This is a genomic window from Erythrobacter sp. KY5, assembly GCF_003264115.1.
In the GTDB taxonomy this organism is placed as follows: domain Bacteria; phylum Pseudomonadota; class Alphaproteobacteria; order Sphingomonadales; family Sphingomonadaceae; genus Erythrobacter.
This window is the reverse complement of record NZ_CP021912.1, coordinates 1908969-1925024: the sequence shown is the minus strand read 5'-3', so window position 1 is coordinate 1925024 and position 16056 is coordinate 1908969. Positions and strand designations below refer to the sequence as shown.

Annotated in this window: 15 protein-coding genes; 6 read left to right on the top strand and 9 right to left on the bottom strand. The window is 59.8% G+C overall.

Features of this window, described 5'->3' with window-relative positions; translation table 11 throughout:
• Window positions 1–14: 14 nt before the first annotated feature.
• The 4 genes from CD351_RS09040 to CD351_RS09025 form a co-directional block, all read right to left on the bottom strand.
• Window positions 15–215: a hypothetical protein gene (locus CD351_RS09040; RefSeq protein WP_111992351.1), complete on the bottom strand. Its 201-nt coding sequence runs from the start codon at window positions 213–215 to the stop codon at window positions 15–17.
• The gene (locus CD351_RS09035) at window positions 215–1195 is read right to left on the bottom strand and encodes an IS1595 family transposase (protein ID WP_111992350.1); all 981 of its coding nucleotides are present in this window, start codon (window positions 1193–1195) and stop codon (window positions 215–217) included. Before CD351_RS09035 ends, CD351_RS09040 begins: the two co-directional genes overlap by 1 nt.
• Before the next feature lie 123 nt (window positions 1196–1318).
• Complete coding sequence (locus CD351_RS09030) at window positions 1319–1819, bottom strand: hypothetical protein (protein WP_162627672.1); 501 nt, start codon at window positions 1817–1819, stop codon at window positions 1319–1321.
• Between the two features lie 77 nt (window positions 1820–1896).
• Window positions 1897–2352, bottom strand: a complete 456-nt coding sequence (locus CD351_RS09025; RefSeq protein WP_111992348.1) for a DUF3429 domain-containing protein — start codon at window positions 2350–2352, stop codon at window positions 1897–1899.
• A 59-nt stretch (window positions 2353–2411) separates the two neighbouring features.
• On the opposite strand from CD351_RS09025, the gene CD351_RS09020 reads away from it, so the two are divergent.
• From CD351_RS09020 to CD351_RS09010, 3 genes are all read left to right on the top strand, one after another.
• Window positions 2412–3185 (top strand): SDR family NAD(P)-dependent oxidoreductase, encoded by a 774-nt coding sequence (locus tag CD351_RS09020; RefSeq protein ID WP_111992347.1) that lies wholly within the window; start codon window positions 2412–2414, stop codon window positions 3183–3185.
• Window positions 3186–3317: 132 nt separating this feature from the next.
• The gene (locus tag CD351_RS09015) at window positions 3318–3500 is read left to right on the top strand and encodes a YqaE/Pmp3 family membrane protein (protein ID WP_111992346.1); all 183 of its coding nucleotides are present in this window, start codon (window positions 3318–3320) and stop codon (window positions 3498–3500) included.
• 161 nt (window positions 3501–3661) lie between these two features.
• The gene (locus CD351_RS09010; RefSeq protein WP_111992345.1) at window positions 3662–5041 is read left to right on the top strand and encodes an AarF/ABC1/UbiB kinase family protein; all 1380 of its coding nucleotides are present in this window, start codon (window positions 3662–3664) and stop codon (window positions 5039–5041) included.
• Here CD351_RS09010 and CD351_RS09005 read toward each other — a convergent pair whose 3' ends face one another.
• Window positions 5042–6802, bottom strand: a complete 1761-nt coding sequence (locus tag CD351_RS09005) for a DUF885 family protein (RefSeq protein ID WP_111992344.1) — start codon at window positions 6800–6802, stop codon at window positions 5042–5044.
• Window positions 6803–6869: 67 nt separating this feature from the next.
• On the opposite strand from CD351_RS09005, the gene CD351_RS09000 reads away from it, so the two are divergent.
• Window positions 6870–7358, top strand: coding sequence for a low molecular weight protein-tyrosine-phosphatase (locus CD351_RS09000; protein ID WP_111992343.1), 489 nt, complete (start codon window positions 6870–6872; stop codon window positions 7356–7358).
• On the opposite strand, the gene CD351_RS08995 is transcribed toward CD351_RS09000, so the two are convergent.
• Window positions 7346–8062: a hypothetical protein gene (locus CD351_RS08995; RefSeq protein WP_162627671.1), complete on the bottom strand. Its 717-nt coding sequence runs from the start codon at window positions 8060–8062 to the stop codon at window positions 7346–7348. The genes CD351_RS09000 and CD351_RS08995 overlap by 13 nt on opposite strands.
• 75 nt (window positions 8063–8137) lie before the next feature.
• Window positions 8138–10201, bottom strand: coding sequence for an ATP-dependent DNA helicase RecG (recG, locus tag CD351_RS08990; protein ID WP_111992341.1), 2064 nt, complete (start codon window positions 10199–10201; stop codon window positions 8138–8140).
• A 56-nt stretch (window positions 10202–10257) separates the two neighbouring features.
• Between recG and CD351_RS08985 the strand changes: the two genes are divergently transcribed.
• Both CD351_RS08985 and mfd read left to right on the top strand, forming a co-directional pair.
• Window positions 10258–10536 carry a succinate dehydrogenase assembly factor 2 gene (locus CD351_RS08985; RefSeq protein WP_111992340.1) on the top strand — a complete coding sequence of 93 codons (279 nt, stop codon included), beginning with the start codon at window positions 10258–10260 and terminating at the stop codon, window positions 10534–10536.
• A gap of 68 nt (window positions 10537–10604) precedes the next feature.
• Window positions 10605–14096, top strand: a complete 3492-nt coding sequence (gene mfd, locus CD351_RS08980) for a transcription-repair coupling factor (protein WP_111992339.1) — start codon at window positions 10605–10607, stop codon at window positions 14094–14096.
• Here mfd and CD351_RS08975 read toward each other — a convergent pair.
• Together CD351_RS08975 and CD351_RS08970 are read right to left on the bottom strand one after the other, a co-directional pair.
• Window positions 14093–15187 carry a redoxin domain-containing protein gene (locus CD351_RS08975; RefSeq protein WP_111992338.1) on the bottom strand — a complete coding sequence of 365 codons (1095 nt, stop codon included), beginning with the start codon at window positions 15185–15187 and terminating at the stop codon, window positions 14093–14095. The two genes, mfd and CD351_RS08975, sit on opposite strands and share 4 nt — an antisense overlap.
• 86 nt (window positions 15188–15273) lie before the next feature.
• Window positions 15274–16050, bottom strand: a complete 777-nt coding sequence (locus CD351_RS08970) for an EAL domain-containing protein (RefSeq protein WP_234027088.1) — start codon at window positions 16048–16050, stop codon at window positions 15274–15276.
• Window positions 16051–16056: the final 6 nt, after the last annotated feature.

The following is a 16056-nucleotide window of genomic DNA, read 5'->3' as shown; positions in this document are numbered from 1 at the left end:
GGATGTGCGATCGTCTAGGCCTCGATCGCGCATTGTATCCTGCTCGTAGCGATCATCACCCGCCGACAAACACCATCCTCATCGGCACTCGCCAAGTGACCGACAAGGTATCGTGTCTCTCCAGCCTTCTCGGCAAGGTCATCAACGGTGCTTATCGGCAAGTCGAGCGTGATGGGCGTTGCCTGACCCATCAGATGGATGGTGAACGTGGTCACTATGCGGCGTCCTTGTAGCGCTGCCAGTAGCCCTTCCATTGGCGCGACACGGGATGGTGCGATGTGATCCGCAGAAGCTCCTCGTAGTTCTCGTTTGCCGGGAAGCGACGCCGGTCCTCTCGCCACGAGATTTCGTTGGCGTAGTTGTGCAAGTAGGTTCCTGCGAAGTGATGGTGGATGCCGATCTCAGCGCGCCGTAGCCTTGCAAAATATGACTCCGCCCAGTTCGTGCAGGCGTCACCTTCCGAATACCGCTTGGAGTGGTTGACCTTTACCAGCTTATAGCGCGCTGCAAGCCGGTTATATTCGACAGCATCGTCTGTGTAGATGATGCTGCCGGGCTCGATGAACTCAGGGGCTTTGTGCGCTGCCTCGCTCTCTGAACAGACCAGAGCGCGGCTTCGACCTCCCCGTTCTCGGAAGATCACGACGCATTTGCGCTTTCCCTGTTCTCTTACCAACCGGCGTCTGTCCTGCCGCAATGGGAAGCTGTTCTTCGGCTTTATGTAGCCGCCGAAATACGCGCCATCGATTTCGACTTGCCCCCGAAGCGTGCCTTCGTGCTGACTGGTCGCGATCGCCTCTCGAAGCTTATGACACCAGACAAACGCCGTCTTGTATTGCACTTCAAGCTCTTGGCTCATGTCGATTGCATTGAAGTTCTTCTTCGCTTGAGACTGGTATGCGACGAGCAGGAGAAGATCGCGGAATGGAAGCTTATGGCTTGCGAAAACCGTGTCGGAAGTTGCCGAAAAGTCTCGACCGCACACCTTGGACTTACAGCGCCACTTTCTCCGGGTAGGAATCGAGTAGACCTCCTTGTGCCCACACCACGGGCAGAAGGGTTCACCGTCGTTCTCTTCGAAACGCACGGCACAGAACTCGGCAAAGGCCTCGTCCTCCGTGAGGCGCTGGATACGCTTTTTGCTCAGCGATCTCGCCTGTTTCGAGAGAAGAAAATGCTGCGACTTTACCTCCATTGCGAAAGTTGCAGCGGAGAAAGAATGCAGATTTTCGAGGAATTACAACAGTTTTATTTTACAAATTTAGTTTTCGAGGATTCTCTAGCGCTCGCGTGATTAACGGATCAGCGCTTTCCAAATTTAGTTCTTAACGCAAGCTTTCAAATCGGGAATCAAGCGCCATTTCTTCGCATATTCGGAGGTCGATTCGACCAGATCGCCTTCGTGTTTCGCGAAGTAGCCACCAACTGAGTTGGTCACCCGGTCCAAGGTTACTCTGTCATCTGTCGCGATGCTCTTGGCCTCAAGCATCTTGATTGCGATCTCACGAGGGCGCATCCAGCGATCTTCCTCACGAAGCACTTCGAGCGCTCGTCGGCCAAGTTCACCATTCGCAAATGGACTACGCCACTTGCCCTTTTTGCGCGGCTTGACCTTATTTTGCCAATCCGGATGGTTTTCGGTGATGATTTGTTCTGCACCATCGATCAGCCTGACAAGCTTCGCTCGGCGCTTTTGAAGCTCTTTGAGATTGTCCATGCCGTCCATGATCATCTGGATCGTGGCATCGATCTCTTCGAGTTCGCCCATGTAGGACGCAATCTGGTTCTCCAGACCCGCTTTTACGTTCGTAGTTCCCATGCGGCCTAGGTAGGGGCTAGCGAGCCGATACGCTTTGTGCGTTTGCTACCTAATACCGCATTTCATTCTTGCAATTGTCAGACGATCCGGTCGGCCACCAGGCCGAGCGCGATTGTCAGCAGACCGAGCCCCACCGACAATTGCACTCTCAGCTGCATGAAATCCTTCGCAGCAAAGCCCAGCCAACGGTCGACCAGCGGAGACAACAGGATCAGCGCGCCCAGATAAAGCAGCGCTGGCCCGGGCCAATCCCATCCAAAGCTCCACGGCAGGAAAAGCGCGACCGCGATCAGGCTGGGCATGACTGAGATAAGGTACGCGCCCGCCCCGCCCCTGCCGCTGGCGATGGCTTGCCCCCACCAAACGCCGCCAAGAAAGCTGAAGATCGCAGCCGCGTAAGCAAACCCTCCAGCCAGGGCGGTGTAGGCATATTCATGTCCGGTGGCTGCCAGCGCTACGCAGATGATCTGCGGCAGGAGGCCTGCATAGCCAAGCCAGCGCGATGCCGGGGTTAACGAAGCTGTGTTGTCCATTATGTCGTCCGGTTTCTCAGTCTTGCGGCCCTAAGCCAATTGGGTCACTCGTGTGAACCATGGATATGTTCGATCTTTCAGGCCGCGTGGCCATCGTCACCGGAGGCAATTCCGGCATTGGCCTTTCCATGGCAAAAGGTCTCGCCAAGGCGGGAGCGGATGTCGCGATCTGGGCCAGAGATACGCGCAAGAGTGCCTCCGCGGTTTCAGAGCTGGATAAACTGGGCGGCGGCCGGGTCGCGGCTTTTGCATGTGACGTCGCCGAAGAAGCAACCATTGAAGCGGCCATGAAGGCGACGCTCGATGCGTTTGGCCGCGTCGATACTGCATTTGCGAATGCCGGACGATCCGGCGCGGGCAGCCGTATTCCCGATATCACGGCAGAAGGCTGGGACGCGACCATGGCTGTCAATACGCGCGGAGCGGCGCTGACCTACAAACACGTCTCGCGCCATATGATCGAGCGCGCCGAAAGTGGGGATCCGGGCGGCAAGCTCATCGTCACCTCTTCGGACCAGTCGATCATGGGAGTGAACAAAAGCTCCGATTACGCCGCGTCGAAAGCGGCAGTAAACGGGCTGACACGGGGGGCCGCATTCGAACTCGCCCGATATGGGATCACCGCCAATGCGCTTCTCTTCGGGTTCTATGAAACGCCGCTGACCGCCGCTGCCAATCCGAAATTCGGGGAGTGGATTGCAAAGCGCGTTCCGCTGGGCCGGTTTGGAGATCACGCGGGACTGGAAGGACTGGCTGTCTTCTTCGCATCGCCGCACAGCGATTACATTACGGGCCAGTCGCTGCCGGTCGACGGGGGCCTGTGCATCAGCTGAAGATCAATACACCTCGCCAAGCGATTGGTTCCATTTCTTTTTGTTGGAACAATATGGCGTTCCGAAGGGTAAGATAAGCGTAACCAAGGCGAGACAATCGCCGCACACGCAAATCTAGGAGCCCCACCCATGATGGAACTTATCGCACTTATCGCCACTATTCTTCTTCCGCCGCTCGGCGTTGCACTGAAGAAGGGTGTTGGAACAGACTTTCTGATCAATCTCGTGCTGACTCTTCTGTTCTTTGTACCGGGTCTTATCCACGCGATCTATGTGAACTACATCGCTGGTGGAACGCGCGCATCGATCGCCTAATCCAGATCTGACTTCGGTCAGCAACATGACCTGACAGACGGCCTCGCCACATTAGTGTCGAGGCCGTTTCTGCATTTGCGGCAACCTTCGCCGGGTACGCGGCGTAGCTTCCCATGATTGTTTTTCTGGGCTTTCAACCCGCAGACCCTATCTAGAGCGCCATGCCAGACGACAGCTTCGAAAATTCGCCAAAGACCCGCGCCGACAGGAACAGGGAACGCGCCGTACCATCGGGCCGGATCGCCCGCTTTGGGACTTTCGGCAGGCTCGTCGGCGGAGTTGCCGGCGGTATGGCTGCTGAAGGAGCGCGTCGGCTGACGAGCGGAGAACCGATAAATCCGCGCGATCTGATCCTTACGCCCGGCAATGTAAAGCGCATGACCGACCGTCTCTCGCACCTTCGCGGCGCGGCGATGAAGATGGGGCAGATGATCAGCATGGATGCGGGCGACCTTCTTCCGCCGGAGATGTCCGAGATTCTCGCGCGCCTTCGCGATCAGGCCAACTTCATGCCGACAAAGCAGCTGGACGGCGTGCTCAAGGCCGAATGGGGCAATGACTGGCGACGCCAGTTCAAATGGTTCAACCCTCGCCCTATCGCGGCGGCCAGCATCGGTCAGGTGCACAAGGCGATGACCCGCGATGGTGAGGAACTGGCTATCAAGGTCCAGTATCCCGGCGTTGCCAAGAGCATCGACAGTGATGTCGACAACGTGATGACGCTTCTCAGGGTTGCGGGCTTCGCTCCGCCAGAGCTTGAGATCGACAAGCTTCTGGCGGTGGCAAAGAAACAGCTTCATGAGGAAGCCGATTATCAGCGCGAGGGCGAGCAGATGGAGCTCTACCGCCGCACTCTCGAAGGGGAAGCAGGCTTCGTCGTGCCGCGTCTTCACGAAGGTCTGACGCGCGGTTCGATCCTCGCGATGAGTTTCGAAGACGGCGTTTCAATCGAGCGGCTCGACCAGGAAACGCCTGGGCGCCGCGATGAGGTCATGACCCGGCTCATGAAACTGGTGGCGCGCGAACTGTTCGAGTTCGGGATCATGCAGACAGACCCCAATTTCGCAAACTACCGCTTTCGCCGTGAGACGGGCGAGATCGTCCTTCTGGATTTCGGCGCATCCCGTCCGGTCGATCCCGTGGTTGCCAATGGCTATCGCAAGATGTTGATAGCCGGACTTGCAGGCGACCGGGACGAAGTCGTCAGGGCGACGATCGACTCGGGCTTCATGATGCCGATCGTCTACGAAAAGCACCCCGAGCGCGTTGAGCGCATGGTCGATATCGTAATCGGTGAAATGCGCGAGGACAAACCGTTCGACTTTGGCGACCGCGCGTTCGTCCCACTGCTTCGCGACGAGGGTTGGGAAATCGCGCAGGACAAGGACACATGGGCCTTCCCCCCGATCGAGACGCTGTTCGTCCAGCGCAAAGTATCGGGCACCGCCCTGCTGGGCGCGAAGCTCAAGGCTCAGGTCAATGTGAGGCAGATGGTCGAGGAAGTGCTCGGGTCGACCGAGCCCTTCCCCGTTCCAGCCTGATCACTCTGCAAGCTGCGCCGCGATCCAGCGATCGACGTGCCCTTCGAGCACGTCCAGCGGGATCGAGCCATTCTCAAGCACCGTATCGTGGAAGTCGCGCAGGGAGAAATCGGCACCCAACGCATCCTCCGCGCGCTGGCGTAACTCGCGGATCTTGAGTTCGCCCACCTTGTAGGCGAGCGCCTGACCCGGCCAGGTCATGTAGCGGTTGACCTCTGCATCGATATTGCCCGGCGAGAGCGCCGTGTTATCGAGCATGTATTCAACCGCGCGCTGCTTGCTCCAACCCTTCGAATGAAGCCCGGTATCGACCACCAATCGTGTCGCGCGCCACATCTCGTATGACAGGCGCCCCATCTGCTTGGCGGGAGTGTCGTAGAGGCCCATCTCGATCCCGAGGCGTTCGGAATAAAGCCCCCACCCTTCTACGAACGCGGTGAAGAAGGTGCCGTTGGCGCGCAGCGGATGGATATCGAGTTCCTGCTGGATAGCGATCTGCAAATGGTGCCCCGGCACCGCTTCGTGAACGCCCAGCGCGGGCAATTCCCAAAGCGGGCGTTGATCGAGCTCAGTGGTGTTGATCCGGTAGATGCCAGCCGAACCGGTTTCCAACGAGCCCGGTTCGTAATACGCCGTGGTGTTGCCCGGTGCCTGTGCCGCAGGGATGGGCGAAACAGTGTAGGGATTACGCGGCAGACGGCCGAAAAGTTCGGGCATGAACCCGTCAATGTGCTTCGCGAGGGCGGCGACGTAACGGACGTATTCATCCTCATCGGTCATGTAGTATTGCGGATCGGTGCGCAGATGTTCGATAAAGGCTTCGCGCGTGTCGAACCCTGCCTGGGCGGCCACTTCTTCCATCTCGGCGCGAATGCGCGCGACTTCGGAGAGGCCGAGCTGGTGCACTTCGTCAGCGGTCATGCCGGTCGTGGTAAAGCTGCGCACTCGGTAGTCGTAATACGCCTCCCCACCCGGCGTCGCGGAAACGCCGGGAACGCCGTCACGGCAATTGGGCGCGTATTCGTCGGTGTAGAACGTCAGGAACTCGCGATAGGACGGCACAACCGTTCCGGTGATCGCCGCGCGCGCACGCTGTTTCAGATCGTCCCACACCTCGTCGCTGAACGCGGCTGGCTTGTCCCCTGCAAACGGGCCCCAAAACGGGGTCTGAGTGGGGTCATCGACGATCAGTTGCCCGATCCGGGCATCCAGCCCTTGCATCGGCTCACACGGCTGCGTCAGCCCTTTTTCCACAGCAAGACGGCTGCGCGCGATGCCATCGTCATTCACCTGACCATAGGCGTTCAAGCGCGAGATGTAGCTCTCGTAATCTGCCAGAGTGAAGAAGGGCGATCCGTTCGGAAGCGAGGCGAAACTGCTGAACCAGCCCCCGCGATTGGTGAAGAGGATATAGAAATCATGCTCATGTTCACCCGCAGCGACCGCGTCGGCAAGGCTTGACCTGATCACTCCGAAATCGACCATGAGTTCGGGCGAAAATCCAGTTGTATCAATAGCATCAAGCTGCTCCACAAAGGCGCGCGCTTCCTCGATCGAACGGATATGGGCCTCCAGCGACCAATCCCCCAGCTTGCCATCGCCGCGCCGGTCGCCAACGCTGGTCGCAAGTTGAGGGTTGTTGTCGAGCCGCCATTCCCAGACCTCTTCGCGCACAGCCTCGTAATCTTCGACAGGGCCGGCAAATAAAGGCGAAAGGGGCAAGGCTGTTGCAAGCAATGCAATCAAGAATTTGGAGGACATGGATTTAAACCCTTTTTCAGCATTATGTTTATTGCGTTGCGAGAAAGTCTTAACGTAGAGAGCGCCTATGGGACGGGTCGATAACCACGTTCCCCGGGTGCTTTTTGTGTGTCTTGGGAATATTTGCCGCTCTCCGATGGCGGAAGGTGCGCTGCGCGAAGCCGCGGCCGCTGCTGGCATCGAGTTGCACGTGGATTCTGTCGGCACCGCTTCCTATCATATCGGCGAACACCCCGACCCCCGCGCTATTGCCACGGCTCAATCGCACGGTGTCGATATCTCTGGCGTTCTCGGTCGGCAATTGACCGAGGCAGATTTTCACGACTTCACCCATATCTTTGCCCTCGATAAAGCGAATCTGGCCGGGATCAAGGCGCGCGAACCCAAGCATGGTACGGCGCGTGTGAGTCTCCTGCTCGACCTTGTGCCGGGCCGCGAGGGAGAGCCTGTGCCTGATCCCTATTATGGCGACGAAGACGGCTTCGAGGAATGCTGGCAGACGATCAATGAGGCAGTCGAGGCGCTGATCGAGAAGCTTGGCTATCACACCGCCTGAGATGTTGGAGATCTGCGCGTTCGTCCCGCGAACCGATACTGCGCATAGACGAGCATGACCGCGCCAAGCAGCACCGGTCCAGCCACCAGCAAGGGATCGGGCAGGTCGTAAAACCCGGCGGTTTCAAACTCGACGAGCGGTGCGCGCAGCACGATGACGAATGCCCAGATCATACGTGCCAGATGCCTCCCCACGCGCAATCTGGCACGATCATGCTGGCGAAGGTGCCAATTGATGTCCCCGCCAAGCAGGATCAACGGGACGAGCAGTACCACGACCGGACCGATAGGAGGCACTAGGCCCGACATCACGTTAGGCAGGGCAATTGCCAGGAACGCGGCAACGGCAGCCACCTCGATCACGCTGAGCGCGACCTCTGCGCTGCGCACATTTGCGCTCGACGGCTTGAGCGCCAGCCAAGCCGTGATCACAGCGTAGGACGACGTCACTGCATTGAGCGCGAGCGGCGCAATAAACTCCCTTGCCAGCATCACCAATGCCGTCACGCCGATCAGCAAGACCGATGCGATGCAAACCTGACCTGCGCGAATATGCAGCCGGCTTCCCTTGGTCGCAAAAAATGCGACCAATGCCGCCACAAACCAGATCGCGCCGACGATCATGTGTCCCTGATATTCGACAAGCGAGTATGGCACCGGATCGAAAAAATCGATCGGATCGGGCGCGAACAATTGTGTAGCCATGCTTGTCCCTCCCCCCAAAGGCGGCTGGAGCCTATCATTCTTGCTGGTTGCGGACAAATCAACGCGATGCGCCGCCTACCCGCCTCGCAGCAATTGCACGCCCCAGTCGCGTTCGAACAAGTAGAGCAGAACCCGCGCCGCCTCTCCGCGCTCGGAGGTCAGCCCTCCATCGCGCTCGATCAGGAGCCTTGCATCTGCATGCGCTGCGGGGAGCAGCTTTTGCACTTGCTCCAGATTGGCGGTCCGGAACGCGGCCTCTCCCGATTGGCGCGTGCCGAGCAATTCGCCGCCGCCGCGCAGTTCAAGGTCCTCTTCGGCAATCCGGAACCCGTCCTGCGTTTCGCGCATCAGGGCTAGCCGCTTGCGGCCCGTCTCGCTGAGTTCGCCGCCGCGCAGCAGAAGGCAGACGGATTTCTCGCTGCCCCGCCCCACGCGTCCGCGCAATTGGTGAAGCTGTGCTAACCCAAATCGTTCAGCCTGTTCGATGACCATCAAGGTTGCCGAGGGGACATCGACCCCGACCTCGATCACAGTTGTCGCGACAAGCAGCTTTGCCTCGCCCCCGGCGAAGCGCTCCATATTCGCATCCTTCACCTCTGGACGCAGCTGGCCGTGGACGAGGACCACATCGTCACCGAAACGCTCCTTAAGCGACGCATAGCGCGCCTCGGCAGCAGCAATGTCGGCGGTTTCGCTGTCACGGACCATCGGGCAGACCCAATAGGCCTGTTGTCCCGAAGCCAGATGCCGTTCGACCCCCGCCACGACATCCTCCATCCGGTCCTGCGCGACGACGCGCGTGTCGATCGCCTGCCTGCCGGGTGGGAGTTCATCAAGCCTGCTCACGTCCATTTCGCCATATTGGGCAAGTGTAAGGCTGCGCGGGATCGGCGTTGCAGTCATGGCAAGGGTGTGCGGTGCGCGTTTCCCTTTTGCGGCGAGAGACAAGCGCTGTTGCACACCGAAGCGATGCTGTTCGTCGATCACCACGAGCGCAAGGTCATTGTAGGTCACGCTGTCCTGAAAGATCGCATGTGTGCCGACGAGGATATCGATATCCCCGCCGATCAGGCTCATCAGCAGCCCTTCACGCTCCCGGCCCTTCGCACGGCCTGTCAGCAGCGCGACTTCGGCCCCGGTGGGCGCAGCCATTTTGCGCAGCGTTTCGAAATGCTGGCGAGCGAGGATTTCGGTCGGTGCCAGCAGCGCCGCCTGCTTTCCTGCCTCGACGGCGATCAGCATGGCTTCCAAGGCTACAACCGTCTTGCCCGCGCCCACGTCTCCTTGCAGCAGGCGGAGCATGGGCGCTTCTTGTTGCAAGTCCCCTTCGATCTCAGCAACCGACCGTTTCTGGGCACCGGTCATTTCGAAAGGCAGGTCGAGCCTGTCCCTCAAGCTCCGGTCACCTCGAAGCGGCTGCCCCCGCTTGCGCCGCCCGTCCGCGCGCACCAGCAGCAGAGCCAGGCTGTTGGCGAGCAATTCGTCATATGCCAGCCGATCTCTCGCCTTTTCGTGACTGCCCTTGTGCGCGAGGTGCAGCGCATCGTTCCACTGCGGCCAGCCCTCCCTTTCGAACTGCCCCGGCTCGATCCATTCGGGCAGCGATGGCAACCGCTCAAGCGACTGCGCGACAAGACCCGCGACGCGGGGTTGTGTGAGACCTTCCGAAAGAGCGTAGACCGGCTCATTCAGGCGCGCGAGATGGGCTGCGGAATCCGTCTCGACATGGTCAGGATGCACGATCTGGAGCATGTCGCCATACCGATCAAGCCGCCCTGCCACCCAGCGTTTTTCCCCGACCGGCAGTTGTTTCTTCGCCGTGTAGGAGGCGCGACCGAAGTACGTGAGCGCGCAGATATTGCCGATCTCGTCCTGCGCCATGACCCGATAAGGCCCACGACCGGGATTGCGCGCTGACCGGTGCTCGGTCGCGGTCAGCGCGACGATCACCTGCTCGCCCTCCGCACCATCATCAAGATTCGCAATCGCGCGCCGCGTCACGAACCGTTCGGGAAGATGGTAGGCGAGATCCTTGACCCTGGTGAGACCCAGCTTTTCCAACGGTTTCGAAAGCTTGGGCCCGACGCCGTCGAGCGTCTGGCTTTCCGCAAACAGGGGATTGAGAATATCGGGGCGCATCTCGCACAAGCCTATACGATCTTGAACGTCTTGTGCGAGTGCCTTAACGCTCAGGCATGTCCGATATGCCCACCTTAGAAACCCGTCTCGCCCGTGCCAAATTTCGTGCTTGGCATCGTGGCACTCGCGAAGCGGACTACATGATCGGCGGCTATTTCGATCGCTATCATGCGGAATGGGGCGAGCAGGAAATGGGCTGGTTCGAAGACCTGCTTGCCGAAGACGACGTCGATGTCATGGCATGGGGACTTCAGACTCAACCCGTGCCAGAGCGTTTTCAGGGCGAGATGATCGATAAGATGCAGCGTCTCGACTACGTCGACATCCCCAGCTAGGGCCGCGGCGTATCTCAATTCCTGCGACAGCGCAGGAACCGCTAGCTTCACCAAACGCTGTAAAACACATGCCCGATCTCAACCGCATTCTCGCGGCCAAAGCCCCGCTGACCCTGTCGTCGCTGCCCCGCGGCGCGCAGCCGCTTGTTCTGAGCGATCTGGCGCGTGCCGCCAGGCAACGCGCCGTATTCATCGCGCCCGACGATGCTGCGATGCGATCGGTCGCGGAAGCCGCACGGTTTTTTGCGCCAGAGATCGAGGTGCTCGAATTCCCGGCCTGGGACTGTTTGCCATACGACCGCGCATCGCCCGCTTTGTCGGTAAGCGCTGCACGCCTGTCTGCGCTGTTCCGTTTGCAACACCCGTCAAGCGGGTCGCAATTGCTGGTGACGACGGTCAATGCAGTGCTTCAGCGCGTGCTGACGCCATTCCGCATCCGCGAGAGTGTGCGCGGATTTAAACCGGGAACCACGATCGGCCACGAAAGCCTCGCCGCGCTGCTGACCCGACAGGGCTACACCCGCACAGACACGGTTGTCGATCACGGCGAATTCGCGGTGCGAGGATCGATTGTCGACATCTTCCCTTCATCGCTCGACGAAGGATTGCGGCTCGATTTCTTTGGGGATGAGCTTGAAAGCCTTCGCTTGTTCGACCCCTCGACCCAGCGTTCGACAGGCCGGCTAAAGGATCACCTGCTGCTGCCAGCATCCGAAGCGCTGATCGACGACGAATCGATCAAGCGTTTTCGCAGCCGGTATCGCGAGAAATTCGGAGCTGCCGCAACGCAGGACCCGCTTTATGAAGCGGTCAGCGACGGGCGGCGGCTTGCGGGAATGGAACATTGGCTGCCGCTGTTCGAAGAACGGCTCGCGACCTTGTTCGATCACTTGAGCGACGAAGATGTGGTGGTCATTGATCAAGCCGCGCTTGGCGCTGCTGAAGAACGCCTGTCCGACATCAAGGACTATCACGACCAGCGCGGCCGCGTGGCGAGCGAGAAGACCGGATCGTATCGCCCTCTCGCAACCGATGCGCTTTATCTCACAGAGGGCGAATGTCAGAACGCGCTGGCAAATGCTCCGGCGCACCGTGCCAGCGTTTTCGCCGCGCCCGAAGCGGAAGCGGTGCTGGACTTCGGCTTCAAGGCTGCGCGTGACTTCTCGCCCGAACGGGCACGTGGCGACAATGTCTACGAAGCGGCGGCCAAGCATTTTAAGTCCATCGCCAAGGACGGTCGAAAGCCGCTTTTCGCCGCCTATTCGACCGGCAGCGCGAAACGCATTTCCTCGATCCTGGAAGAAGCGGGCGCGCCCGCCGTGCTGGCCGATAACTGGCAGGAAGCGCAGGGCTTTGCTGCCAAGGGTCAGACAGCGGCCATGGTCCTGCCGCTCGACACCGGCTTTGCCAACGACAATCTCGAAGTCCTGACCGAACAGGACGTGCTTGGCGACCGGCTGGTTCGTCGCAAGAAGAAGCGCAAGGATTCCGACGCTTTTCTCGCCGAACTTCAGGCGCTCTCGCGCGGCGATCTCGTCGTCCATGTCGAGCATGGCATCGGCAAATATCTGGGCCTTGAACCCGTTGCTGTCGGCAAGAGCCAGCATGACTGCGTCACGCTCGAATACAAGGGCGGCGACAAGCTCTATATTCCGGTCGAGAACCTCGAAGTTCTCTCGCGCTATGGTTCGTCTGAGGAAACCGTACCGCTCGACCGTTTGGGCGGCGAGGCATGGCAGAAACGCCGCGCCAAACTGAAAGAGCGTATCACCGCAATCGCTGGCGAATTGATGAAGGTCGCCGCCGAGCGAGCACTCAAGAAGGCGCCCCGTTTCGAGGCCGAGGACGCAAGCTTCAATCAGTTCGTCGATCGCTTCCCATGGGAGGAAACCGACGATCAGGACGCGGCCATCGCCGATGTCCTGCGCGACCTTGAAAGCGGCAAGCCGATGGACAGGCTGGTCTGCGGCGATGTCGGCTTTGGCAAGACGGAAGTCGCCCTGCGCGCAGCCTTTGTCGCGGCGATGAGCGGCAAACAAGTTGCGATCGTTGCCCCGACCACCCTGCTCGCCCGCCAGCATTACGAGAACTTCACACAGCGGTTCGAGGGCTTCCCCTTAAAGATTGGCCGTCTGTCGCGTCTCGTCTCGTCCAAGGAGACTGCCGAGACCCGAGAGGGACTGGCCAACGGTACAGTCGACCTCGTGGTCGGCACCCACGCCATCCTCTCGAAATCGACCGAGTTCAAGGATCTCGGCCTGGTCATCGTCGACGAGGAACAGCGCTTTGGAGTGACGCACAAGGAGAAGCTCAAGCAGCTGCGCTCGGACGTGCACATGCTTACGCTGACTGCGACACCGATCCCGCGCACCTTGCAGATGGCGATGACTGGCCTACGCGAGCTGTCCACGATCCAGACCCCTCCCGTCGACCGCCTCGCCGTGCGCACCTACGTGATGGAATGGGACGACATGGTGATGCGCGAGGCGCTGCTGCGCGAACATCATCGCGGTGGGCAGAGCTTTATCGTCGTGCCGCGCATATCCGACATGGCCGAGGTCGAGGAATGGCTTCGCGAACACGTGCCCGAAGTTAAAGCGATCAGCGCCCACGGCCAGATGGGAGCCGCTGAAATCGAGCAGCGCATGAGCGCCTTCTACGACCGCAAATACGAAGTCCTGCTGTCGACCACCATCGTCGAATCGGGCCTAGATCTGCCTAGCGCCAATACGATCATCATCCACCGCGCCGACCGGTTCGGCCTTGCCCAGCTTTACCAGCTGCGTGGACGTGTTGGCCGGTCAAAGCTGCGCGCCTACGCCTATCTCACCTACGAGAAAGACGTCCAGCTGTCCGAAATCGCGGAAAAGCGTCTCAAGGTTCTGGGTGACCTCGATAGCCTTGGTGCGGGCTTCCAGCTTGCCAGCCATGACTTGGACATTCGCGGTGCGGGGAACCTGCTCGGCGACGAACAGTCGGGCCATATCCGCGAAGTCGGCTTCGAACTCTACCAGTCGATGCTTGAAGACGCGATCCTCGCAGCAAAGGCGGGCGAGATGGGGCTTGAGAAAGCGCAGGATGCTTTCTCACCTCAGATCACGGTCGATGCCCCGATCATGATCCCGGAAGATTACGTCCCCGACCTTGCGGTGCGCATGGCGCTGTACCGCCGTCTCAATCAGGCGCAGGACAAGGCCGAGATCGAAAGCCTTGCTGCGGAAATGATCGACCGCTTCGGCGACCTGCCGCAACCCACCAAGAACCTCGTTCGGCTGATCGAGATCAAGCATCAGGCCATCGAGGCGAACATCGCCAAGATCGATGTAGGCGCGCGCGGCACACTGGTGACGTTCCACAAGGACGACTTCCCCGATGGACCGGGCCTCATCGCCTATGTCGATCGCTTGAAAGACACAGCAAAGCTGCGCCCGGACATGAAGCTGGTGATCAATCGTGCGTGGGGCGATCCGGCAAGCCGCCTGAACGGACTATTTCAGCTGACCAAGGGCCTCAGCGGGATCGCGCGCAGGGCGAAGAAGCGCGAGAAGCAGGCCGCCTAGCTGAACAAGTGCGAGATCAGGTTGTAGCGCACACCCGAGGTCGTTTCCTGAACCTCGTGCAAAAGCGATGACGAGAAGACCATCGCCGTGCCCGCAGGCACGCGATATCCTTTCCGACTGAACTCCTCGAAAGTTATTTCACCGCCTTCATATTCATCGTTGAGGCTCATCGACAAAGCAAAGCGGCGATGCGCGCCGGGTGGGTCGACATTGTCGCGGTGCCCCATCGCGATGCCTTCACGCTTGCCGACATAGCGGGCGATATGCAGGTCCTCGCGGCGGGTCACGTCGTATGCGAACGCTTTCTTGATCATGGGCGTGACCCTGCCGAAGATCCGCTCATCCAGGAATCTCAGCGTGTTGGAGTCCTTGATTATCAGGTCCACCCGATCCTGCCGGTTGTGGTCGTAGACGGGAACCTTGTAATTGCCCGCGACCTCTCCCGGCTGCGGCTTGCGAACCATGAAGGGCGTTTGCGTCTCAACCGATTTGACCAGGTTGCCGCATTCTTCCGGCGACAGAACGTTTGGGACGATAAGGATCGGCGCGTGAGGCGGGCTCCACCGCGCTTCCTCTGCTACCTGCGAATTTTCCAGTACACTCATGATCGTATCCAGCGTTGAGCCTATATCGTTGTCGAGATCGAAGAAGGCACGGATTTGCCTGAATGGCGTGACCAGAACGAGCCTCGCAGTCCGGTCATGCCCCTTGTGCAGCCCGTATGATGCAAAGAGCGCTCCCGAGGGATCCCCAGCGACTGGCCACGCAAACCCCGTCGCGCGTTTCAGTGCCTTGTTTCTGATCGCATCCGCGGATGAACTGACCGCGAGCAGCGTCGCATTGGCCGCATCGAGCCGGTCTTCAAGATCAGCCAGCGCGCGCAAAAGCGTCTGCGTCTGGTCGCTTTCAGGATCGCTCAGGAAGGCAAGCAACAGGTAATGACCGGACAGGTGATCATCAGCCAGACCGATCTTTCGTCCATGTTCATCGCGCGTCTCAAACGGCATCGCGAGAGCGCCCGGCCATAAGGGCTGGACATAAGGCCGAATGGAAGGCGCGGCGATCGCGTAGGACGGACGGTTGTCGGACATCTGTCTTGCAGCTTCACGCAAACAGGCAGGAGGTCAATGACGAGGGTGGCTGCAATTGTGAAATCATGGCGTTGCGGGGCGAGGCATCAGCCGTGGCCCTGCCCACGCGCGGTGCGCGACAAAGCGATGACGTCGTCGATTTTCATCGGCTGCGCACGCAGGAAGCCCTGCCAGTAATCGCATCCTTCCGCCTTGATCGTTGCGCGCTGGACATCGTTTTCAATGCCTTCGGCATAGATCGAAAGTTCAAGCGCCTTGGCGAGCGCCATGATCGCGCGCAGCACCGCAAGCGCTTTCGTATCGCCCGGAATGCCATCGACCATGATCTTGTCGAGTTTGATCGCGTCTAGCGGAAGCGCACGCAGATAATGAAAATTGCAGAAACCTGCGCCGAAATCATCGAGCGCAGTGCGAAAGCCCAATGCGCGCAGTGCCTTCAGTGCCGCTGAAGCCTGCTCGATATTGCGGACGAGCAAATCCTCGGTGATTTCGAGCATCAGGCGTTCCGGTCCGACCTCGCTTTTGGCGATGATCTCCGCAAAGTCGGCAGCAAAGCGCGGATCGCCCAGTTCTTCGGGCGTGATATTCAGCGAAATGGTAAGATCGCGTGGCCAGCTTGCAGCATCTTCCAGCGCTCTTGCAACCACATGCCGCGACAGGGGCGCAACCAGAGCCGCACGTTCGGCAATCGCAAACAGATCGCGCGCACCGATTTCGCCGAGCGAAGGATGCTGCCAACGAGAGAGCGCTTCCGCGCCAACGACCGCGCCCGTTCGGCAGGAGAATTGCGGCTGGAACAACACTTCGATCTCGCGACGGTCCAGCGCGCGCAGCAAGTCTTGCTCAAGAGCCGATGCCTTCACGCCAGG

Coding starts and splice junctions, on each gene's coding strand:
- CD351_RS08975 (WP_111992338.1), bottom strand. CDS start 15,187: ATGTCCGACAACCGTCCGTCCTACGCGATCGCCGCGCCTTCCATTCGG.
- CD351_RS09000 (WP_111992343.1), top strand. CDS start 6,870: ATGGGACGGGTCGATAACCACGTTCCCCGGGTGCTTTTTGTGTGTCTT.
- CD351_RS08985 (WP_111992340.1), top strand. CDS start 10,258: ATGTCCGATATGCCCACCTTAGAAACCCGTCTCGCCCGTGCCAAATTT.
- CD351_RS08995 (WP_162627671.1), bottom strand. CDS start 8,062: ATGGCTACACAATTGTTCGCGCCCGATCCGATCGATTTTTTCGATCCG.
- CD351_RS09025 (WP_111992348.1), bottom strand. CDS start 2,352: ATGGACAACACAGCTTCGTTAACCCCGGCATCGCGCTGGCTTGGCTAT.
- CD351_RS09015 (WP_111992346.1), top strand. CDS start 3,318: ATGGAACTTATCGCACTTATCGCCACTATTCTTCTTCCGCCGCTCGGC.
- CD351_RS09010 (WP_111992345.1), top strand. CDS start 3,662: ATGCCAGACGACAGCTTCGAAAATTCGCCAAAGACCCGCGCCGACAGG.
- CD351_RS09030 (WP_162627672.1), bottom strand. CDS start 1,819: ATGGGAACTACGAACGTAAAAGCGGGTCTGGAGAACCAGATTGCGTCC.
- CD351_RS09035 (WP_111992350.1), bottom strand. CDS start 1,195: ATGGAGGTAAAGTCGCAGCATTTTCTTCTCTCGAAACAGGCGAGATCG.
- CD351_RS09005 (WP_111992344.1), bottom strand. CDS start 6,802: ATGTCCTCCAAATTCTTGATTGCATTGCTTGCAACAGCCTTGCCCCTT.
- CD351_RS09020 (WP_111992347.1), top strand. CDS start 2,412: ATGGATATGTTCGATCTTTCAGGCCGCGTGGCCATCGTCACCGGAGGC.
- recG (WP_111992341.1), bottom strand. CDS start 10,201: ATGCGCCCCGATATTCTCAATCCCCTGTTTGCGGAAAGCCAGACGCTC.
- mfd (WP_111992339.1), top strand. CDS start 10,605: ATGCCCGATCTCAACCGCATTCTCGCGGCCAAAGCCCCGCTGACCCTG.